The sequence below is a fragment of the Herminiimonas sp. CN genome (assembly GCF_000622895.1).
Lineage (GTDB): Bacteria > Pseudomonadota > Gammaproteobacteria > Burkholderiales > Burkholderiaceae_D > AVCC01.
In genome coordinates this window covers 44,254-63,543 of record NZ_AVCC01000008.1, presented here as the reverse complement: position 1 = coordinate 63,543, position 19,290 = coordinate 44,254, and the positions used below count along the sequence as shown (strand labels likewise).

The 19,290-nt window shown below is 59.8% G+C and carries 20 protein-coding genes and 1 pseudogene; 17 read left to right on the top strand and 4 right to left on the bottom strand.

From position 1 onward, the window contains the following. Positions 1 to 391: 391 nt before the first annotated feature. From adh to pqqD, 15 genes are all read left to right on the top strand, one after another. On the top strand, positions 392 to 1,912 hold the full coding sequence (adh, locus tag HMCN_RS0103555) for an aldehyde dehydrogenase (RefSeq protein WP_025916082.1): 1,521 nt from the start codon (positions 392 to 394) through the stop codon (positions 1,910 to 1,912). Positions 1,913 to 1,976: 64 nt separating this feature from the next. Further along, on the top strand, positions 1,977 to 2,354 hold the full coding sequence (locus HMCN_RS0103550) for a DUF779 domain-containing protein (protein ID WP_025916081.1): 378 nt from the start codon (positions 1,977 to 1,979) through the stop codon (positions 2,352 to 2,354). A 37-nt stretch (positions 2,355 to 2,391) separates the two neighbouring features. Then, entirely contained in the window at positions 2,392 to 3,096 is a 705-nt protein-coding gene (locus tag HMCN_RS17230; protein WP_238551929.1) for an ABC transporter ATP-binding protein, read from the top strand. A 33-nt stretch (positions 3,097 to 3,129) separates the two neighbouring features. After that, complete coding sequence (locus tag HMCN_RS17225; protein ID WP_051566738.1) at positions 3,130 to 4,113, top strand: PQQ-dependent catabolism-associated beta-propeller protein; 984 nt, start codon at positions 3,130 to 3,132, stop codon at positions 4,111 to 4,113. Further along, positions 4,106 to 5,335: an ABC transporter substrate-binding protein gene (locus tag HMCN_RS0103535; protein ID WP_025916080.1), complete on the top strand. Its 1,230-nt coding sequence runs from the start codon at positions 4,106 to 4,108 to the stop codon at positions 5,333 to 5,335. The genes HMCN_RS17225 and HMCN_RS0103535 overlap by 8 nt, the downstream gene beginning before the upstream one ends. Continuing rightward, a complete protein-coding gene (locus HMCN_RS0103530; RefSeq protein ID WP_025916079.1) occupies positions 5,332 to 6,132 on the top strand; it encodes an ABC transporter permease in 801 nt (266 codons plus the stop codon). The genes HMCN_RS0103535 and HMCN_RS0103530 overlap by 4 nt, the downstream gene beginning before the upstream one ends. 20 nt (positions 6,133 to 6,152) lie before the next feature. Continuing rightward, the gene (locus HMCN_RS0103525) at positions 6,153 to 7,163 is read left to right on the top strand and encodes an ABC transporter substrate-binding protein (RefSeq protein WP_025916078.1); all 1,011 of its coding nucleotides are present in this window, start codon (positions 6,153 to 6,155) and stop codon (positions 7,161 to 7,163) included. Further along, the gene (locus HMCN_RS0103520) at positions 7,148 to 7,939 is read left to right on the top strand and encodes an ABC transporter permease (protein ID WP_025916077.1); all 792 of its coding nucleotides are present in this window, start codon (positions 7,148 to 7,150) and stop codon (positions 7,937 to 7,939) included. Before HMCN_RS0103525 ends, HMCN_RS0103520 begins: the two co-directional genes overlap by 16 nt. Continuing rightward, a complete protein-coding gene (locus HMCN_RS0103515) occupies positions 7,936 to 8,721 on the top strand; it encodes an ABC transporter ATP-binding protein (RefSeq protein ID WP_025916076.1) in 786 nt (261 codons plus the stop codon). Before HMCN_RS0103520 ends, HMCN_RS0103515 begins: the two co-directional genes overlap by 4 nt. A 297-nt stretch (positions 8,722 to 9,018) precedes the next feature. Next, positions 9,019 to 10,164: a pyrroloquinoline quinone biosynthesis protein PqqE gene (gene pqqE, locus HMCN_RS0103510; protein WP_025916075.1), complete on the top strand. Its 1,146-nt coding sequence runs from the start codon at positions 9,019 to 9,021 to the stop codon at positions 10,162 to 10,164. A gap of 103 nt (positions 10,165 to 10,267) precedes the next feature. Beyond that, a complete protein-coding gene (locus tag HMCN_RS0103500; protein WP_025916074.1) occupies positions 10,268 to 10,777 on the top strand; it encodes a urate hydroxylase PuuD in 510 nt (169 codons plus the stop codon). Further along, positions 10,774 to 11,856, top strand: a complete 1,083-nt coding sequence (gene serC / locus HMCN_RS0103495; protein ID WP_025916073.1) for a 3-phosphoserine/phosphohydroxythreonine transaminase — start codon at positions 10,774 to 10,776, stop codon at positions 11,854 to 11,856. The genes HMCN_RS0103500 and serC overlap by 4 nt, the downstream gene beginning before the upstream one ends. Continuing rightward, the gene (locus HMCN_RS0103490) at positions 11,853 to 12,605 is read left to right on the top strand and encodes a dihydroorotate dehydrogenase (RefSeq protein ID WP_155837367.1); all 753 of its coding nucleotides are present in this window, start codon (positions 11,853 to 11,855) and stop codon (positions 12,603 to 12,605) included. Before serC ends, HMCN_RS0103490 begins: the two co-directional genes overlap by 4 nt. Positions 12,606 to 12,723: 118 nt before the next feature. Next, a complete protein-coding gene (gene pqqA / locus HMCN_RS20070; protein ID WP_193366390.1) occupies positions 12,724 to 12,801 on the top strand; it encodes a pyrroloquinoline quinone precursor peptide PqqA in 78 nt (25 codons plus the stop codon). Positions 12,802 to 12,870: 69 nt separating this feature from the next. Beyond that, a complete protein-coding gene (gene pqqD / locus HMCN_RS0103485) occupies positions 12,871 to 13,146 on the top strand; it encodes a pyrroloquinoline quinone biosynthesis peptide chaperone PqqD (protein ID WP_025916071.1) in 276 nt (91 codons plus the stop codon). A 21-nt stretch (positions 13,147 to 13,167) separates the two neighbouring features. Here pqqD and HMCN_RS0103480 read toward each other — a convergent pair whose 3' ends face one another. The 4 genes and pseudogenes from HMCN_RS0103480 to HMCN_RS19095 form a co-directional block, all read right to left on the bottom strand. Continuing rightward, entirely contained in the window at positions 13,168 to 13,815 is a 648-nt protein-coding gene (locus HMCN_RS0103480; protein ID WP_025916070.1) for a response regulator transcription factor, read from the bottom strand. 34 nt (positions 13,816 to 13,849) lie between these two features. After that, the gene (locus tag HMCN_RS0103475) at positions 13,850 to 15,277 is read right to left on the bottom strand and encodes an ATP-binding protein (RefSeq protein WP_025916069.1); all 1,428 of its coding nucleotides are present in this window, start codon (positions 15,275 to 15,277) and stop codon (positions 13,850 to 13,852) included. Positions 15,278 to 15,634: 357 nt separating this feature from the next. Continuing rightward, positions 15,635 to 16,001: pseudogene (locus HMCN_RS18515) on the bottom strand (SPFH domain-containing protein); the annotation flags it as partial. A 131-nt stretch (positions 16,002 to 16,132) separates the two neighbouring features. Further along, entirely contained in the window at positions 16,133 to 16,384 is a 252-nt protein-coding gene (locus HMCN_RS19095; protein WP_155837365.1) for a hypothetical protein, read from the bottom strand. Between the two features lie 76 nt (positions 16,385 to 16,460). On the opposite strand from HMCN_RS19095, the gene HMCN_RS0103455 reads away from it, so the two are divergent. Both HMCN_RS0103455 and HMCN_RS0103445 read left to right on the top strand, forming a co-directional pair. Further along, positions 16,461 to 16,997 carry a DUF2058 domain-containing protein gene (locus HMCN_RS0103455; RefSeq protein WP_025916066.1) on the top strand — a complete coding sequence of 179 codons (537 nt, stop codon included), beginning with the start codon at positions 16,461 to 16,463 and terminating at the stop codon, positions 16,995 to 16,997. 557 nt (positions 16,998 to 17,554) lie between these two features. Then, positions 17,555 to 19,135 (top strand): isocitrate lyase, encoded by a 1,581-nt coding sequence (locus HMCN_RS0103445; RefSeq protein WP_025916065.1) that lies wholly within the window; start codon positions 17,555 to 17,557, stop codon positions 19,133 to 19,135. Positions 19,136 to 19,290 lie beyond the last annotated feature (155 nt).

Below are 19,290 nucleotides of genomic sequence, written 5' to 3'. Positions count from 1 at the left end.
ATGCATTTTTTGAAAAATATAATTTGCATTGGATCATTTATCATGTGTTTTTGATATGCCGCTGAAATCGAGGCAAATTATTTGATAATTCGCAATTCTGTATTTGGTGATTCGATTCGACTTACACATTTTTGCCATCAAATTGCAGCATTGAATCAATTTGCAACAGTAATTCCTGCTGTGTTCAAAAAAACAATCACTTTCAAAAATGCATTTTGCCGTTTCTCGGTCCCCTTGATCATGCAACACCATGCTAGTGCCCCAGGCAATAAGGGATTTCCAGATTTTTGCGATAAAAGCCGATCTGGCATGGTGTTTGCACTGGGAGTCATGTGCACGGCGCACTTGTTGCAAAGACCAATCACATAATCACTTTAGGAATGAGGACGACATGAATCTCGCAGACATCAGCAAATTAGGCGTCAAGAACCCCTTCAAACAACGTTACGATAATTTCATCGGCGGCAAGTTCGTGGCGCCGGTCAAGGGCGAATATTTCGCCAACGTCACACCGATTACCGGTCAGCCCTTCTGCGAAATCGCGCGTTCCACCGCAGAAGACATTGAGCTCGCACTTGATGCAGCGCATGCGGCCAAGGATGCATGGGGCAAAACTTCCCCGGCCGAACGCGCCAACATCCTCAACAAGATTGCCGACCGGATGGAAGCCAATCTTGAATTGATCGCTACAGCCGAAACCATCGACAACGGCAAGCCGATCCGTGAAACCATGGCCGCTGACATTCCGCTGGCGATTGACCACTTCCGTTACTTTGCCGGCTGCATCCGGGCCCAGGAAGGCAGCGTTTCCCAGATCGACTCCGAAACCTACGCGTATCACTTCCATGAGCCGCTCGGCGTAGTCGGTCAGATCATTCCGTGGAATTTCCCGATTTTGATGGCGGTCTGGAAGCTGGCGCCTGCGCTGGCTGCCGGCAATTGCGTGGTCATGAAACCGGCGGAACAGACGCCGGCCTCGATTATGGTCTTGATGGAAGTCATCGGCGATCTGTTGCCTGCCGGCGTATTGAACATTGTCAACGGTTTTGGCCTGGAAGCAGGCAAACCGCTGGCTTCCAATAAACGCATCGCCAAGATCGCCTTCACCGGCGAAACCGGTACTGGCCGCCTGATCATGCAATACGCGGCGCAAAACCTGATCCCGGTCACGCTGGAGCTGGGCGGTAAATCGCCGAACATCTTCTTTGCCGATGTGATGGATGCGGATGACGAATTCTTCGACAAGTGCCTGGAAGGTTTCGCGATGTTCGCGCTGAACCAGGGTGAAGTCTGCACCTGCCCATCGCGCGTGTTGATCCAGGAGTCGATCTACGAAAAATTCATGGAACGCGCGATCAAGCGCGTAGCCGCCATCAAGCAGGGCAATCCGCTCGATGCGACCACGATGATCGGCGCCCAGGCTTCTCAGGAACAAATGGAAAAAATCCTGTCCTACATTGACATCGGCGCGCAGGAGGGTGCCAACAAGCTGATCGGCGGCGAACGCAACAACCTCGGTGGCGATTTGGCCGGCGGCTATTACATCAAGCCGACAGTATTCCTCGGCAACAACAAGATGCGTATCTTCCAGGAAGAGATTTTCGGGCCGGTGCTGTCGGTCACCACCTTCAAGGATGAAGCGGAAGCGCTGGAAATCGCCAACGATACCCTGTACGGTCTGGGTGCCGGCTTGTGGACCCGCGACGGTTCGCGTGCGTTCCGTGTCGGTCGCGCGATTCAGGCCGGTCGTGTCTGGACCAATTGCTACCACCTGTACCCAGCCCACGCTGCGTTCGGTGGTTACAAACAGTCCGGTATCGGCCGTGAGAACCATAAGATGATGCTGGACCACTACCAACAGACCAAAAACCTGCTGGTCAGCTATAGTCCTAAGGCACTGGGCTTCTTTTAAGCCTTGAGGTCTTGAGCGCGCCTTGCTTGTTGCAAGGCGCGCTGCATTTTTTCATGGAGTTGATATGACGCATACAATCCCTCGCGTGATGGCAACCCGGGAGACGCTGGATCTGCTGCAGGTACTGCGCGCCAAACACGGACCGCTGATGTTCTTTCAATCCGGCGGCTGTTGCGACGGCAGTGCGCCCATGTGCTATCCGGCCGGTGAATTTGCGGTGAGCGATTCCGATGTCCATTTGGGCGATCTGGATGGCACGCCGTTTTATATGGGAGCGGAGCAGTTCGAATACTGGAAGCACACGCAACTCATAATCGATGTGGTGAGCGGCAATGGCGGCATGTTTTCGCTGGAAAACGGGTCAGGCAAGCGTTTTTTGACGCGTTCGCGCTTATTCACCGACGATGAGTATGCTACCTTGGAACAACAGGGCCAGACCTGAGAATCCTGCCAACAGGGGAGCTGATTTGACGCTAGGCGTGACATCCATTTGCAAATCGTTCGGCCAGCGCAAGGCGCTGGATAACGTCAGTCTCCACGTTGCCGCCGGCGAATTCCTGGTGCTGCTCGGACCCAACGGCGCTGGCAAGACCACGCTGTTCCAAATTCTCTCCGGACTCTTCACTGCCGACCAGGGCAGTGCCGTGATTTGCGGAGCAGACATCGGCAAAACCCCGATTTCAGCCTTGTCGCACCTGGGGATTGTATTTCAGCAACCGGCCCTGGATCTGGATCTGAGCGTTATCGCCAATTTGCAATTTCAGGCCGATCTGCACGGCATTGCGCGAGCCGAGGCAAAACAGCGCATTGCCGCCTGCCTGGCGCGCTTTGGCTTGTCGGAGCGCGCCCAGGATAGTGCACGGGTTCTGTCCGGAGGCAACCGGCGCAAGGTGGAACTGGCGCGCGCCTTGCTGACACGCCCCAAATTACTGTTGATGGATGAAGCAACGGTCGGCATTGACCCGGCTTCGCGCATGCAGATCATTGCGGACGTCAAAGCCCTGTGCAAGGAACAGAACATGGCGGTCCTGTGGGCCACGCACCTGGTGGATGAAGCCGAGAGCGCGGACCGCATCATCGTGATGGCCAAGGGCCGGGTGCAATTCGATGGACTCTCGGCAGAATTGCTTGCCAGTCAGGAATGCGCGACCCTGACCGATGCTTTTTTACGTTTGACCGCATAAAACAAAAGGGGAGATGGCATCATGAAAATAACAATGCGAAAATTTCTGCCGGCGGGCGCAATGACGGTTGCGATTGCGCTGCTGTTTGCAGTGCCTGCCTTGGCCAAGCAAACCGGAGCGGTGTTCATCTCCAGTGAAAAAGACAACCTGATTACCGTGCTGGACGGCAAGACCCAACAACAGGTTGCCTCGATCAAGGCCTGCAAGCGACCGCGCCACATGCAACTGACGCCTGACCATCAGCGCCTGATTGCTGCCTGCGGTGATGATGGCAGTGCAATCGTGATTGATGTTTCCACAAGGAAAATAATTGAAAAAATTCCTCTGGAAGAGGGTGTCGAGATATTTGACCTGTCGCCCGACGGCAAAAAGCTCTATTTTTCGAATGAGGACGAGGCAACCATCGTAGCGGTGGATCTTGCCAGCAAAAAAGTACTCAAGCAGTTCAAAGTCGGTGCGGAGCCGGAAGGCGTACTGGTGACGCCGGACGGCAAGACGCTGTATGCAACTTCCGAAGGTGCCGGCATGGTGCATGTGATCGATCTTGTCACTGGAAAAATCGTCAAAAATATCGAAGTCGGCAAGCGGCCGCGCCGTTTTGCGCTGAGCCCGGACGGCAAGGAACTATGGGTCACCTGCGAACTGGGCGGAGCGGTGAGCATTATCCGCACTGCCGACAATACTGTCGCCGGCACCATCAAGTTTCAGCCCAAGGGCTTTCGCGCGGACGATGTGACTCCGGTGGGTATCGTGATGAGCACCGATGGCAAGACCGCCTTCGTGGCGCTGGGCAAGGCCAATCATGTGGCGGTAGTCGATGTGGCCAGTCGGGCGGTGAAGAACCTGATTCTGGTCGGAAAGCGCGCCTGGGGCCTGGCGCTGTCACGCGACAATGCGGCGCTGTATGTCGCCAACGGTTTGTCGGACGATGTCTCGGTGGTGGACGTGGCTAGGGGGCGCGCGGTGAAAACGGTGAAAGCCGGTCGGGTGCCGCACAGCGTGGTGATCGATGATTAAGCTACAGCGCAATTGCAGGGCTGGTCGCTGGCAAGGGTTGTTTGCGGGTGCGCTGCTGGCAATTGTGGGCAGCGCCGCGCAGGCGCGTGGCTTGACGATCGGCGTTGTATTTTCTCCCGACGATGCGCGCTATGCAACCAAGCTGCTGGAAAAGAGCTACCCCGGCCACCCGCTGGGACGGCCCAAGGCGGGCGCGGAGGTCGCCATCGCCGAATCGGATTTCCAGCTTGCCAATGCGGGGCTGAAAGTCACCTTGCAGGATGTGCCGCTGAATAATATCCAGCAGGCGCGCGCCCAGATCGTTGCAATGGCGCAGAAGGGCTTCCGGTATTTCTTGCTTGATCTACCCGGCGCGTCTGTGGCGGAGTTGAGCAGGGCACTGCAAGGCACCGATGTGCTGCTGTTCAATGTGTCGGCGCCCGAGGATAATTTGCGCCGCGCCGCCTGCAGCGCGAACCTGTTCCATGCGCTGCCGGACGAATCGATGATGGCGGATGCTACCGCGCAATTTTTGACTGCGCACAAGTGGACCAAAGTCCTGCTGCTGACCAGCACGGTAGCCGCCGATGCATCGCGCATCAGCGCGACCCGGCAAGCAATCAAGCGCTACGGCATCAAGGTGGTGGCCGATAAAACATTCAAGCTGTCGAATGATCCGCGCGAGCGCGATCTGGGCAATGTGGCTTTGCTCACTGCGGGAGTGGATGCCGATGCGGTGTGGGTGGTGGACGCCGACGGCGAATTTGCGCGCGATGTGCCGTATCGCACCAATCTGCCGCGACCGGTGGTTGGCAGCGCCGGACTGGTGGCCGAAGCCTGGCAAACTTCCTGGGAACGCTACGGCGCGCCGCAATTGTCGCGGCGCTTCAAGAAGATAACGAATCGTCCGATGGCCGGCGCGGATTGGGCGGCATGGATTGCCACCAAGGCGATACTCGAGGTCGCGCTCAAAGTGCCGGATGCACGCCAGCACCGGAACGCGTTGCGCAGCCCGGATCTGGCGCTGGACGGTTTCAAGGGTGCAAGACTCTCGTTTCGCCCCTGGGACCAGCAATTGCGGCAACCGGTGTTTCTGGCGCATGGCGGCATTGGCGGCGGTATCGCCGGGGTAGCGCCGTTCGACGGTTTTTTGCACCCGACCAATAACCTCGATACCCTGGGTGCCGACCAGAAGGAATCGCCCTGCAATTTAAGCGATAGTCCCGCCGGCGGGAAAAAATGAGAACCGCGCACGCCCTGCTGGCCTTGCGCGCGATCGCCGGCCGCGAAATCCATAAATTCCTGCGCCAGCCGGGGCGTCTGGTTTCGTCGCTGGTGCGTCCGGCTCTGTGGCTGGTGGTTTTTGCCGCCGGATTCCAGAACGTATTCGGGGTGGCGATCCTGCCGCCTTACGACACTTACGTCGAATACCGGGTCTACATGGTGCCGGGACTGGCGATGATGGTGTGCCTGTTCAATGGCATGCAATCGTCGCTGGCGATGGTATACGACCGCGAGATGGGCGTGATGCGGCTGCTGCTGACAGCGCCGCTGCCGCGCGCCTATCTGCTGGCGTGCAAGCTGCTCGGCACCACTTTTCTGTCAGTCTTGCAGGTCATCGCCTTCTTCTTGCTGGCGCTGCTGTTCGGCATCGATCTGAGCCTGCGGCAAATCGCCATCGCGATGCCGGTCGTGGCGTTGGGCGCGTTCATGCTGTCGGCCTTCGGTCTGATGCTGTCGGTCTACATCAAGCAACTGGAAAACTTCGCCGGCACCATGAATTTCGTGATTTTTCCGATGTTCTTCCTGTCCACCGCCTTGTATCCGCTGTGGAAAATCGAGGAATCGGGCGCAAAGTGGATCTACCTCCTTACCCGCTTCAATCCATTTACCCATGCCATTGAAGCACTGCGTTTTGCCTTGTATGGACAGATCGAACCTACGTCGCTGGCGGTGGTTGTTGCCAGCACCATCGTCTTTTACCTGATTGCAGCCGTCGGCTACGACCCGCAGCGGGGTTTGATCAAATCCGCCCGATAAACACTGTTTGGAGCAGCACCATGCCTACCCGTTTCCTGCTTCGCATTCTGGCGGCCCTGCTGTTGCTGGCTCCTATGATTGCTGCGCGCGCGGCTGAAAAACCATTAACGCCGCTGCGTGTCGGCGTGCTGGAATTCGGCACCGTCAATTGGGAGCTGAGCGTAATTCAGAGCCGGGAGCTGGCAAAAAAGCGCGGCATCGATTTGCAGATTGTGCCGCTGGCATCCGGCGACGCTTCTACTGTAGCGCTGCAAGGAGGCGCGGTTGACATGATCGTGTCCGACTGGATCTGGGTCACTCGCCAGCGCGCCGAGTCCAATCTGTACACCTTTGTCCCGTATTCGAATGCCGTCGGTTCGGTGATGGTGAAATCCGATAGTGGCATCCGGCAATTGGCTGATTTGCGCGGCAAGAAGCTGGGCATAGCCGGCGGCCCGTCCGATAAAACCTGGCTGCTGCTGCGCGCTTATGCACAGAAGAAGCTCGGTGTCGATCTGACGCAATTCACCGAGCCGAGCTATGCCGCGCCGCCGCTGCTGAACCAGCTGGCCCTGCGTGGGCAAGTCGATGCGGCGCTGAACGCATGGCATTATGCGGCCCGCCTGGAGGTGGCCGGGATGCATGCATTGATCGAGCTGCCGGAAATTCTGCACGGGCTGGGAATTGACAAGCCGATTCCGCTGATCGGTTGGGTGTTCCGCGAAGATTGGGCCGCGCCCAATACCGTAACGGTCAAAAACTTCCTGGCCGCATCGTATGAGGCGAAAGCGATTCTCGCCAGTTCGGACGTGCAATGGGACCAGCTCAGGCCAAAAATGCGGGCTGAAAACGATGCGGTATTCAAGGCGCTGCGGTCAAAATATCGCGCAGGTATTCCGACCTGTTCCGATCCGGCCACCATGACTGCTGTCGCGGCCACCTTCAAAGTGCTGGCCGACACCGGCGGTGAAAAACTGGTAGGTAAATCGAAGAGTCTGGCAAGCGGCACCTTCTGGCCCGGCTTCTCCCTGCCGCCATGCAGCGCACCTTGAATCCGGCATTGAACCCGGTCCGCCCCAGTACGCGATTCGGGAGCCGCTGGACGCGTATCCTGCCGGTATTGCTGGTGGCATGCGTGTGGCAAGTGCTGGCGATAAGCCTGGACAGCAAAACCCTGCCGCCGCCCAGTGCGGTGATATCGACTCTCTGGCAAGAACTGCGCACCGGCGATCTGTTGTTCCATCTCGGCATGACGTTGCGCCGGGTCGCGCTCAGTTTTACCATTGCGATGCTGATCGGCGTGGCACTCGGCATCCTGATGGGTGCATCGAAGATCTGGGATCGCCTGCTTGATGCGCTCTTGATTCTTGGGCTGAACATTCCTGCGCTGGTAACCATCATCCTGTGCTACATCTGGTTCGGGCTGTCGGAAACGGCGGCAGTAATCGCGGTGGCTGTAAACAAGATCCCGATGGTGATCATCAGCCTGCGCGAAGGCGCCCGCGCGGTCGACCAGAATCTGCTGCAGGTGGCGCGGGTGTACAGACTGTCACGCCGCGATACGTTCTTCAAGGTGTACTTGCCACAACTGGCGCCGTATCTGTTCGGTTCGGCCCGCAATGGCCTGGCGCTGATCTGGAAAATCGTACTGGTGGTGGAATTGCTGGGACGCAGCAACGGCGTCGGCTTTCAGATCGGTAATTTTTTCCATTTCTTTGATATCACCGGTATTCTGGCCTACACGCTGGCCTTTGCGCTGGTTGTGTTCGGTATCGAGGCGCTGCTGTTGCGCCCGCTGGAAACCTACCTGAACCGGTGGCGCGCATGACGCTGACAGTCGATATCCGCAAGAAAGCGTATCCCAACGGTTGTTGTGCGATTGAAAACCTGCAATTTTCCGCACAGCGAGGCGAGTTCATCGCGATAGTCGGCCCGTCCGGCGCCGGCAAGACCACCTTGCTGAACCTGATCGCCGGGCTCGATCGGAATTTGGACGGCAGCATCGCGTTGCGTTCCGGGGCGGCGCCGGCACGACCCACAATCGGCTTCATGTTTCAGGAGCCGCGCCTGATGCCGTGGCTGACCGTGCAGCAAAATCTGGAGCTGGTGCTGGCCCCGCAAGCGCGGCTCCAGCAAGTGGTGCAGCTGCAGGATATGCTGGGACTGGTCGGCCTGCCGGGCTGCGGTGCGCTGTTCCCCGGCCAATTGTCGGGCGGCATGCAGCGCCGGGTCGCGCTGCTGCGGGCCTTCATCGTCGAGCCGGAGGTATTGCTGATGGACGAGCCGTTTCAGTCGCTCGATGCACCCACCGCCGATCAGCTCCGAACCCTGCTGCAAGAGCTGTGGCAGCGCACGCGCCCGAGCGTGCTGTTCGTCACCCATAGCCTGCGCGAAGCGCTCAGCTTGGCCGACCGGGTGCTGTTCCTGTCGGCCCGGCCTTCCCGGATCATCCTGGACCTGCCGGTCGATCTGTCGCGCCCGCGCACTATCGAAGACGCGGCGGTGCAGAAATTGCATGCTTCCCTGCTGGAGCGCTATCCGCAACTGCTGGAAGGGCAGCTTGCACCTCCTCCGGAAAAATCATGCACGGTGCATTCCTGCATGCGGTAAATGGCAATCAATGCCGCATCGATTGCTGATTAATACTGCGGCATGTATTTTTCATGATGGCATATAAAATATGCGATAAACACAGTGTTTATCGACATACCGGCATCTTATTCTATTCGGCCCAGCGCTGTTTCAGGGCGCGCAAGGCGACCGCTACAGAAAATCGCTAGGCTCGGCTCCAGCCATTCGCGATGCCCGGTTCCCGTATTTCTGGTGTTCCCATTTTTTTCATCATTCGATAATAGCCGTCATGCTCCGGGCGTTCCGGATCATTTGTCTATCGGAAAGGATGTCGCCATGCCCAAGGAATCTGCCGGAGTGAGTCTGGACGGCCAGGGCAAGCCGCTGTGGCTGGCGCTGGAATTGACCTACCGCTGTCCGCTGAAATGTTCGTGGTGCAGCAACCCGCTCAATTTTGAGAACTACGCGGCGCTCGAACTGTCGACCGACGAGTGGCGGCGCGTGATGCGCGAAGCGCGCGCGCTGGGTTCGCTGCAGGTCGGCTTCACCGGCGGCGAGCCGCTGCAGCGCAGGGATCTGGAACAGCTGGTGGCCTACGCCGAGGAAATCGGCCTGTACAGCAACCTGATTACTTCCGGCGTCGGCCTGACCGAAGAACGCCTGATCGCGCTGAAACAGGCCGGCCTGAAGCAAATCCAGCTGTCGCTGCAATCGACCGAGGCCGCGCTGACCGATGAACTGGTCGGCGCCAAGGCGCATGCGCTGAAGCTGGAAGCGGCGCGGCTGATCAAGGCGCACGGCTTTCCGATGGTGCTGAACATGCCGGTCGGGCGCCAGAACATTTCTCAGGTAGGCGCGATGATCGAATATGCGGCCGGCCTCGGCGCCGAATACCTGGAACTGGCCAATCTGCAGTACTACAACTGGGCGTTGATCAATCGCGAAGAGCTGATGCCGAGCCTGGAGCAGGTGCGCGCAGCGGAAGCGGTAGTGCAGGATTGGCGCGCACGGCTGGGCAAGAAGATGGCGATTTATTACGTGATTCCCGACTATTACGAAGACCGCCCGAAGGCTTGCATGAACGGCTGGGGCGCGATCCACCTGACCATTGCGCCGGACGGCGTGGCGATGCCGTGCCAGGAGTCGCGCATGATTCCGGGCCTGGAGTTCGTGTCGGTGCGCGATCAGCCGCTGGACTGGATCTGGCACGAGTCGCCGCTGTTTCGCAAATATCGCGGACTGGACTGGTTGCCAGAACCATGCCGGACTTGCGACGAACGCGAGAAGGATTTCGGCGGCTGCCGCTGCCAGGCTTTCCTGCTGACCGGCGACGCCGGCAATACCGATCCGGCCTGCAGCAAATCGCCGCACCATCATCTGATCCAGGCCGCGGTGCAGGCGGCAGCGCAGCCGATCCGCTTCCACAAGCCGCTGGTCAGGCGCGCCAACGGCGTGATGTCGACCGCCTTCATGGAGGAATGAATGCGCCATCCCTATGACACGGCGGCCGGCACTCTGATGTTGGGTGCGCTGTTGACGCTGGCGCTGCTGGCGCTGCTGCATTTTGTGATTCTGTGAGGCTGCCATGGAAGCCGCGATATTCGATCTGCTGCTGCGCTGGGTACACTTTCTGGCCGGCCTGATCTGGGTCGGCCATAACTATTCCAGCGTGGTGCAGCGGCCGACCTATCGGCCGCTGTGCGCCGAGGATCTGAGCAACGACGACAGCCCGCGCTTTCAGGCGCTGCTGCATCGCGAGCATGGCGTGTTCCGCTGGGCATCCGTGGTGACCTGGAGCGCCGGGCTGCTGATGCTGTGGCATCGCGGCACGCTGGGCGGAGCGCTGAGCCTGCACGCCGCGCTGGCGCCGATCGGGATCGGCATGTATATCGGCACGCTGATGATGCTCAACGCCTGGTTCGTGCTGTGGCCGCACCAGCAGAAGGTGCTGGGGCTGGTGCCGGCAACCATCGCCGAACGGCTGCGCTGTTCGCGCATCAGCCACCTGTCGTCGCGCACCAACACCATGCTGTCGTTGCCGCTGCTGTTCTTCATGGCGGCGGGCGCGCACGGCGGCGCTTACCTGTTCAAATGAGCGCCTTCAATTTTGCCTCCGGCCCGGCCCGTTTGCCGGACGCAGTGCTGGCGCGTGCGCAGCAGGAGTTGCTGCGGCGCGGCGCGGATGGCGCCTGTGTTGCCGAACGGCCGTTTACCGGCGCCGCCTTTCGCGCCATGCTGGCGCACGCCCGCCAGCGCCTGGCTGAGTTGCTGGCGCTGCCGGACAACTACCGGATCCTGTTCCTGGCCGGCGGCGCGATGCACCAGTTTTCGATGGTGCCGCTCAATCTGCTGGGCCACTCGCGCCGCGCCGCCTATGCCGATTCCGGCTACTGGTCGCGGCGCGCGATGGCCGAGGCCGCGCGCTACGCCGAAGTGACGCTGGCCGCGCAATTCGCCGGCAGTGCTCCGCTGGCGGCGCCGCCGCTGGATGGCTGGCAGCTGCCGGCCGGCAGCGCGTATTGCCACATCACGCCCAATGAAACCGTCGATGGCGTCGCCTACCCGGCGCTGCCCGACTGCGGCAGCGTCCCGCTGGTGGCGGACGCGACTTCGTCCCTGCTGACCGCGCCGCTGGACGTGTCGCGCTTCGGGCTGATCTACGCCGCTGCGCAGAAAAACATCGGGATTGCAGGCATGACGCTAGTGATCGTGCGCGAGGATCTGCTGCAGCGGCCGGCGCCGCTGGTGCCGACGCCGTTTTCCTACCGGGTCCAGGCCGAACAGCACAGTTGCGTCAACACGCCGCCGACCGTCGCGATCCACCTGGCCGGCATGGTGTTCGACTGGATCGCCGACAATGGCGGGCTGGCCGCGATGGGCGAAATCAACCGGCGCAAGGCGGCGCAACTGTATGCGGCGATCGATGCCAGCGGCGGCTTTTACCATGCGCCGGTGGCGATCGGCCATCGCTCCACAAGCAATGTCCGCTTTCACCTGGCCGACGCGGCGCTGACCGAGGCCTTTCTTGCCGCGGCAGAGGAGCGCGGCCTCACTAATTTACGCGGCCACAGCCAGATCGGCGGGCTGCGCGCCAGCCTGTACAACGCGATGCCGGAAGCCGGTGTGGCGGCGCTGATTGCCTGCATGGCCGACTTTATGCGGCGTTACGGATGATGTTTTCCCTGCCGCGCTTGGGACTGGCAGGCGGAATCGACCGTGATGGCAGCCGCGCCGCCGAATTGCTGGCGGCCGGATTCGACAGCGTCGAGTTCGGCACCGTTACGCCCGACCCGGAGCCGGGCCGCCATCCGGGCGTCGCGCTGCTGGCGCAACGCCTTGCAGCGCTGGGTTCCCGCCTGCCGGAGAGTCAGAATAGGGCGCAAATCGGCATCGGCCTGGGTCTGGGGCAGGGCGCAGAGCTGACCGCGCTGGGCGCGCACTGGCTGGCCGGGTTGCAGGTGGCGTGGCCGGTCGCCGATTACCTGAGTTTCAATTTGAGTGCGGCGGCCTACCGGCCTCTGCTGGAGGCGGAGCATGCGGCACTGCTGACAAGGGCGCTGGCCGCTGTTGCCAACGAGCGCGTGCGGCTGGCGGCCGGCGGCCAGCGCCGCGTGGCGCTGGCGCTCAAGCTGCCGCTGGAGGGGCCGCCGCTGCCGGCGGCGGCGCAAATGGCGCTGGCGACGGGCTTCGATACGGTGATCGCGGTACTGCCGCAGCGGCCTGAGCGTTTCGACTGGCTGCAGGCATGGGCGCAGCGCATCGACGGCACGGCGCAACTGGTGGCGGTGGGCGGCATCCGCAGCAGCGCCGAGGTGCGGGCCGCGCTGGGCGCCGGTGCGACGGGCATTCAGGTGCATCGCGTTTTCGCCGAACAGGGCAGCGCCTGCCTGCCGCCGCTGCTGGCCGGGTTGGCGCCGGCGTGAATCACGGCTCATGATTTTCACGAGATGTTTTTGGATAGGACGCGCTGGCGAGCGCCGCTCGATGCGCGAATAATCGGTACAGGTGCAGCATGTCGCCGCACCACAATCTAGGAGATACATGATGATCTGGGAAAACCCTGCCTACTGCGAAATCCGTCTCGGCTTCGAAGTGACCGCTTACGTCTATACGCGCTAAGCGTTTTCGGAAGCGGCAGACTTTTGACTGCCGCCTCCGTCCTTTACCCTGACCTTGCGAGATCGAATCATGACCCTGTCTGCCAACGTCGTTCCCCGGCTGTCGTCCCACTATGTGTTCCGCTGGGAAGAAAGCCAGGCGGCCTATATCCTGCTGTATCCGGAAGGACTGATCAAACTGAATGGTTCAGCCGGTGAAATACTCAAGCGTTGCGACGGGCAGCGCAGCGTCGCCGACATCGTCATCGACCTGCAGACGGCATTCCCCGGCAACGGCGAGGAGATCAGCCGCGGCACGCAGGCGTTCATCGACCTGGCGCAGGACAAGGGCTGGCTGCAAGCTTGAAACTTAGGGACGAGTCCCTGATCAGGCTTCAATAAAACCGCCGCGCAGTGCGACCATCGTCATTTCCGCCGCGTTGTGGACATTGAGTTTCTGCTTGATGTGGTACAGATGGGTGCCGACGGTGCTCGGGCTGAGATGGAAGTCGTGCGCCACTTCATTGACCGAGCGGCCCTGGGCCAGTTGCAGGAAAACCAGCAGTTCCTTGTCGGTCAGGGTGCCGGCCGGATCGGCGTCGCCGGTCAGATGCGCCAGCGCCACTGATTGCGCCAGTTCCGGGTCGAGGTAACGCTGGTCGCGACTGACCTGATGCACCGCCCTGACCAGCTCTTCCGGCGGGCAGCGCTTGCTCAGATAGCCCAGCGCACCGGCTTTCAGCGCACGCACGGGGGTAATCGCGTCATGGTGCGCCGACAGCATCAGCACGCGCGCCGCCGGATGGCGGCTGCGCAGGCGCACCAGCGCAGCCAGCCCGCCCATGCCGGGCATCGAGATATCCATCACTAGCACATCCGGTTGCGCCTCGGCATAGCGGCTGAGCGCGGTCTCGCCGCTGTCGGCTTCGATCACCTTGGCGGCACCGGCGCCTTCCAGCAGCAGACGAAAACCCATGCGGACGATCGCGTGATCGTCGGCCAGCAGAACGGTCAGATGGTTCAGGACAGTGTTCATGGCAAGTGCTCCATTAAAAATATGCAATATGTAACTACGTTTGTTGGGAAGCCTGGCTGGCCTGCATACGGTTCGCAGGCAGGCGCGCGCGCAGACATGTGCCGCCGCCCGCCATGCTGGCGATCGATAGTTCGCCCTGCAGCGCAGCGACCCGCTCGCGCATGCCGGTCAGGCCGAAGCCGCAGCCTGCATTGCCGCTGGCGGTGCCGCAGAGGCCGCGCCCGTTGTCGGCCAGCGTCAGTTCCAGCCACTCGCCGTCAGCCTGCTGCCGGGTGTGCAGCGTCAGCTGCACCTGCGCTGCGGCGGCGTGGCGCACCACGTTGGTCAAGCCTTCCTGAATGATGCGCAGCACGGCCAGCGCCAGTGCGTCGCCGACCTGCAGCGTTCCGGTACGGATGTCCGCATGCAGAGTCAGGTCCGGGTAATGCTGTTGCCAGAGTTCCAGGTAGTGCTGCAGCGCCTGCTGCAGGTCGGTTGCCGCATCATTGCCGAGCGGACGCAGGCGCTGCAGGATGTGGCGTATGCCTTCCTGAATTTGGTTGGTGACCGCGATGATGCTTTGTGCGTGCGCATGCAGGGCCGGGTGTTCGGTGGTGCGCTGGACGATGGCGCCGGCCAGCGCACGCACCGCGGTGATGCCTTGCGCCAGCTCGTCGTGCAATTCCTGGGCAATGCTGCGCCGCTCCGCTTCAAGGCGGGCCTGCAGCAGGCGCGACAGTTCCCGTTCGCTATCGAGGCGGACATTGTCGTTGACCGCTTCATTGAGGCGATCCGCCATGCCGTTGAAGGCAGTGGCCAGGCGGTTCAGGTCGCGGCTGGCATAGACCGGCAAGCGGGTATCGAAACGGCCCAGTCCGGTGCGTTCGAGCGCGGCCTTGATCTGATCGAGCGGATGCAAGGCCCGGTTCAGCGCCCAGCGTGCCGCGGTGAACAGGCTTGCCAGCAGCGCGCAAGCCCAGGCTGCCATCGTAGACAGGCTGTCCCAGGCATCCAGGCCGGCGCGTGAAGGATCGGGGGTGAGGATCAGGGTCAGGCTGCCGGCGGCAATCCGGCGCTGCACAAAAACCGGTTCGGTGATCCGTGCAAACCAGGCCGGGGAGGCGCGGCCCGCCTTGTAGGTCGGCTGCGGCGACAGGTAGATGCGCTGGCCCGTGCCATCGATGACTTCGAGTGCATTGGCGCGGATGCGTCCGACTGCCTTGATATCGGCCAGCAGCCGATCGCCGGCGGACGGTACCGCGCGCGCTTCGCCTGCCAGCACGTTCAGCCATTGTTCGCAGACGCGGGTGGCGGCCTCGACTTCCTCATGAATGCTGTCGCGGGTATTGCTCAGCCACAGCCCGCCCAGCACCAGCATCAGGCTTGCCACCACGGCGGTCAGCAGCAGGCTGAGGCGGGTGTGCAGGGTGAGCCGTCCACCCGCATCAGGCTGCGGCTCCGATCGAACACAAGAAGACGGCATCGTTTGCTCTCCATGGCAGGCGCCGCAGGGCGGCTTTCACATGGAAAAAGACAATGCAAGGAACATACCCAGCAGCCTGTACGCACAGGACAACCATCCCGGCCGCAGCAGGCGAGGAGCCATGCCGGCCAACGGATGGCATTAGAATCTAGGCAGGATAGGGAGGATGGTGCAACCGGCTGGAGCAGTTGATCCTTTTTGCAACAGTTTTCTGCGCAAATCAGGAGTCCTGCGCCAACCCGTTGGGCATTCGCACGCCTCGCGGTCGCCTGCGTCAGGGTGCGGGCGGTGGCGCGGCAGGTGGATTTTGCGCTGCCATCTTCGACAGGATCGAGAGCAGGTCTATCGGCAGCGGCAGCGCCACTGCAGCGCTTCCGGCTGGCGGGTCGGTATCTGCGCCGCCTGCAGCAGTTTTTCGGAGGCTTGCAGTTCGCCTTCCGCATGGATTACCGTGGCGCGCCGCTCGCGCTCGACCAGCATTTCATCGAGTTCGTGCTTGCCGAGCATCGAGCGCAAGGCGGCCTGGGCCAGCTGGCTCGTGGCGTCGAGGAAATGCGCGACCTGGATGATCGCGCGCTCCGGATTGGTCACGCGAAAGTACAACCGCGTTGACCTTGACCGAGACGTTGTCGCGCGAGAGCACGTCGCGCAGGATGCGCACCGAGGACATTGCCGCTATCAGCATCAGGATCAGCAGGCCGCCGAAGCTGAAATTGAAGGCCATCATGATTCACTCCTTCGAGCCGGCTTGGCCGGCATGCGCTGCCCGACTGCAATCCTGTACCCGGCCCCGCCTGGAAATCAGAAATTTTTGTGATTAGCTTGGGTATGGTAAAAAACCATGCTGTTATCGCCTTATTTGATTGCGATATTTAAAATACATTCCCTTGTATATTGATTTGCAAAAGTCGGTGAAGCATGCTGCGTACGGCCGGTTAAGGCTTTGGACACCGGCTTGCGCTTGGCTGCTGCAGGCGGAGATTTCACCGCTGCCGGTTTTGCTGCCAATCGAAAACAGGCCGAGATGCCGATATTTTTTTGAACCACGTCTGTACCCAGGGCCTTGCCGGTTCTTAGGCCGCGATCGCGGGTCTGCGGAGCCGACATTTTTGCTATGCTAGCGTCTTTCCACCGGCCGGAGCCGCTGCCTGGACCGGCGAACCCTATTTACGGAGTAGCACATATGGCCTCTTTGCAAGAGCAGTTTTTGAAAGCCGGCCTGGTCGACAAAAACAAAGCCAAACTGGCCCACCAGGACAAGAGCAAGCAGAAGAAGGTCGAGCGCCGCACCGGCACGCACAGTGTCGATGAAGCGCGCCTGGCCGCACTCGATACGCAGCGCAGGAATGCTGAGCGGGCCCGCGAACTCAATGCCCAGCGCGATGCAGCCGCCACCCAAAAGGCGATCATCGCGCAAATTGCCCAGATGGTGCAGAAGAATCGCCAGAGCAAGGGCACCGGCGATATCGCCTACAATTTTACCCACGACAAGAAGATCGCACGGCTGTATGTATCGGCCGCGGTCCAAGCGCATTTAATAGCCGGGCGCCTGGTGATCGTCTGCCAGGGCGGCGCCACCGAATTGGTGCCAAAAATTATCGCCGACAAGATCGCCGAGCGCGACGCCTCGCTCGTCGTGCGGGTAAACAAGACCAGCAGCGAGATCGATGCGGACGATCCGTATGCCGCCTTCCAGATCCCGGACGACTTGATGTGGTAGACACGGCACAGCTTAGAAATGCGTGCCTACCTGGCTGGCCGTTATCGACCGACCCTAAGCAGTCATTCGGTCTTAAAGCCGGGGCGATTCCTCTTTTCGCGGCGCCACGCTTGCATCAATTGCGTCTACCGTCAGCCCAAAATTCCACAGGCCCAGCCAAGGCGAGTCAAAGCCGCAGTAATTCACCGTCAGACTCCGGTTGCCGGAAATCTGTTTCAGCTTGATGACTTTTTAGCCGGAACCGGCATTTTTCACGATACGGAAAGCTAATTCCACATTGTGATACTCGGGTGCGAAGCAAATCAGAAAATCCATGCCATTTTTTTGGAGATATATTTCGCATATCAAAAAAATAATACATAAGCCATTGAAAATAAACAGATTAATCTAAGTCATATGTCTTATATAAGACATAGCTGATATGCGAAAAAACGGCTATTATTCTCCCATGCAGTTTTGCTTCGATTTCACCGCCCTGTTTTTCGTACGTGAGTGAACGGATGCACCAACACTCGATGCGATTTTGTTGGATTTTTTTTATTATTTAGGAGTTACCCATGTCCCAGTATCAAGACGACATCAAAGCCATTGCCGGCCTGAAAGACAAGGAAGGCAGTGCCTGGAATGCGATCAATCCTGAGTCCGCTGCGCGTATGCGCGCCCAGAACCGGTTCAAGACTGGTCTGGATATCGCCAAGTACACCGCCAAGATCATGCGTAATGACATGGCGAACTACGACGCTGACTCGTCCAAGTACACCCAGTCCTTGGGTTGCTGGCACGGTTTCATCGGTCAACAGAAGATGATTTCTATCAAGAAACACTTCAACAGCACCGACCGCCGCTACCTGTACCTGTCCGGTTGGATGGTTGCTGCGCTGCGCTCCGAGTTCGGCCCGTTGCCTGACCAGTCCATGCACGAGAAGACTGCTGTTTCCGACCTGATCAGGGAGCTGTACACTTTCTTGCGTCAAGCTGATGCACGCGAGCTGGGCGGTTTGTTCCGCCAATTGGACGCTGCTCAAGGCGCTGCCAAGCAAGCAATCCAGGACAAAATCGACAACCACGTCACCCACGTAGTGCCAATCATTGCCGACATCGATGCCGGATTCGGCAATGCTGAAGCGACCTACCTGCTGGCCAAGCAGTTTATCGAAGCGGGTGCATGCTGCATCCAGATCGAAAACCAGGTTTCCGATGAAAAGCAGTGCGGCCATCAAGACGGCAAAGTCACCGTTCCTCACGAAGACTTCCTGGCCAAGATCCGCGCTGTGCGTTACGCGTTCCTGGAGTTGGGCGTGGACGACGGCGTGATCGTTGCGCGTACCGACTCGCTGGGTGCAGGCTTGACCAAGCAAATCGCGGTAACGCGCGAGCCAGGCGATTTGGGCGATCTGTACAACTCCTTCTTGGACGTTGAAGAAGTTTCGACCGAATCCATGAGCAACGGCGACGTTATCATCAAGCGCGACGGCAAGCTTTTGCGTCCTAAGCGTTTGCCTAGCAACTTGTTCCAGTTCCGCGCTGGCACGGGTGAAGAGCGTTGCGTGCTGGATTGCATTACCTCTCTGCAAAACGGTGCCGACCTGCTGTGGATCGAAACCGAGAAGCCGCACATTGCGCAGATCGGCGGCATGGTCAATGCGATTCGTAAGGTCATTCCAAATGCCAAGCTGGTTTACAACAACAGCCCGTCATTCAACTGGACACTGAACTTCCGTCAGCAAATGTTCGACGCGATGAAAGCCGAAGGCAAAGACGTTTCTGCTTACGATCGCGCTGCACTGATGAGTGTTGAATACGACGCAACTGAACTGGCGATTGCTGCCGATGAAAAAATCCGCACTTTCCAGGCTGACGCAGCGCGTGAAGCCGGTATTTTCCATCACCTGATCACCCTGCCGACTTACCACACAGCTGCATTGTCGACTGACAATCTGGCTAAAGACTACTTCGGTGACCAGGGCATGTTGGGTTATGTTGCTGGCGTTCAGCGCAAGGAAATCCGTCAGGGTATCGCTTGTGTTAAGCATCAGAACATGGCCGGTTCGGACATGGGCGACGACCACAAGGATTACTTCAGTGGCGAAGCTGCTCTGAAAGCATCTGGTAAAGACAACACGATGAACCAGTTCTAACAACTGAGTCTGGTGTGGAAAAAAGCTCGCTGCGGCGAGCTTTTTTTGTGCGCCCAGCATCCCGATGCGGCACTCAAATACCATCTTTTAGGCCAAAGATGGTATTTCCGGATCTTAGTGTCGCCCTATATCACGCCGGTTTGCGTATGCGCGTA

Excerpts from the sequence above, each read along its gene's own strand:
- pqqA (WP_193366390.1), top strand. The coding sequence starts at position 12,724 with ATGATGATCTGGGAAAACCCTGCCTACTGCGAAATCCGTCTCGGCTTC.
- HMCN_RS0103445 (WP_025916065.1), top strand. The coding sequence starts at position 17,555 with ATGTCCCAGTATCAAGACGACATCAAAGCCATTGCCGGCCTGAAAGAC.
- pqqD (WP_025916071.1), top strand. The coding sequence starts at position 12,871 with ATGACCCTGTCTGCCAACGTCGTTCCCCGGCTGTCGTCCCACTATGTG.
- HMCN_RS0103550 (WP_025916081.1), top strand. The coding sequence starts at position 1,977 with ATGACGCATACAATCCCTCGCGTGATGGCAACCCGGGAGACGCTGGAT.
- HMCN_RS17225 (WP_051566738.1), top strand. The coding sequence starts at position 3,130 with ATGCGAAAATTTCTGCCGGCGGGCGCAATGACGGTTGCGATTGCGCTG.
- HMCN_RS0103475 (WP_025916069.1), bottom strand. The coding sequence starts at position 15,277 with ATGCCGTCTTCTTGTGTTCGATCGGAGCCGCAGCCTGATGCGGGTGGA.
- pqqE (WP_025916075.1), top strand. The coding sequence starts at position 9,019 with ATGCCCAAGGAATCTGCCGGAGTGAGTCTGGACGGCCAGGGCAAGCCG.
- HMCN_RS0103530 (WP_025916079.1), top strand. The coding sequence starts at position 5,332 with ATGAGAACCGCGCACGCCCTGCTGGCCTTGCGCGCGATCGCCGGCCGC.
- HMCN_RS0103500 (WP_025916074.1), top strand. The coding sequence starts at position 10,268 with ATGGAAGCCGCGATATTCGATCTGCTGCTGCGCTGGGTACACTTTCTG.
- HMCN_RS0103480 (WP_025916070.1), bottom strand. The coding sequence starts at position 13,815 with ATGAACACTGTCCTGAACCATCTGACCGTTCTGCTGGCCGACGATCAC.
- HMCN_RS0103520 (WP_025916077.1), top strand. The coding sequence starts at position 7,148 with ATGCAGCGCACCTTGAATCCGGCATTGAACCCGGTCCGCCCCAGTACG.
- HMCN_RS0103535 (WP_025916080.1), top strand. The coding sequence starts at position 4,106 with ATGATTAAGCTACAGCGCAATTGCAGGGCTGGTCGCTGGCAAGGGTTG.
- HMCN_RS0103455 (WP_025916066.1), top strand. The coding sequence starts at position 16,461 with ATGGCCTCTTTGCAAGAGCAGTTTTTGAAAGCCGGCCTGGTCGACAAA.
- serC (WP_025916073.1), top strand. The coding sequence starts at position 10,774 with ATGAGCGCCTTCAATTTTGCCTCCGGCCCGGCCCGTTTGCCGGACGCA.
- HMCN_RS0103515 (WP_025916076.1), top strand. The coding sequence starts at position 7,936 with ATGACGCTGACAGTCGATATCCGCAAGAAAGCGTATCCCAACGGTTGT.
- HMCN_RS0103525 (WP_025916078.1), top strand. The coding sequence starts at position 6,153 with ATGCCTACCCGTTTCCTGCTTCGCATTCTGGCGGCCCTGCTGTTGCTG.
- adh (WP_025916082.1), top strand. The coding sequence starts at position 392 with ATGAATCTCGCAGACATCAGCAAATTAGGCGTCAAGAACCCCTTCAAA.
- HMCN_RS19095 (WP_155837365.1), bottom strand. The coding sequence starts at position 16,384 with ATGTCGGCTCCGCAGACCCGCGATCGCGGCCTAAGAACCGGCAAGGCC.
- HMCN_RS0103490 (WP_155837367.1), top strand. The coding sequence starts at position 11,853 with ATGATGTTTTCCCTGCCGCGCTTGGGACTGGCAGGCGGAATCGACCGT.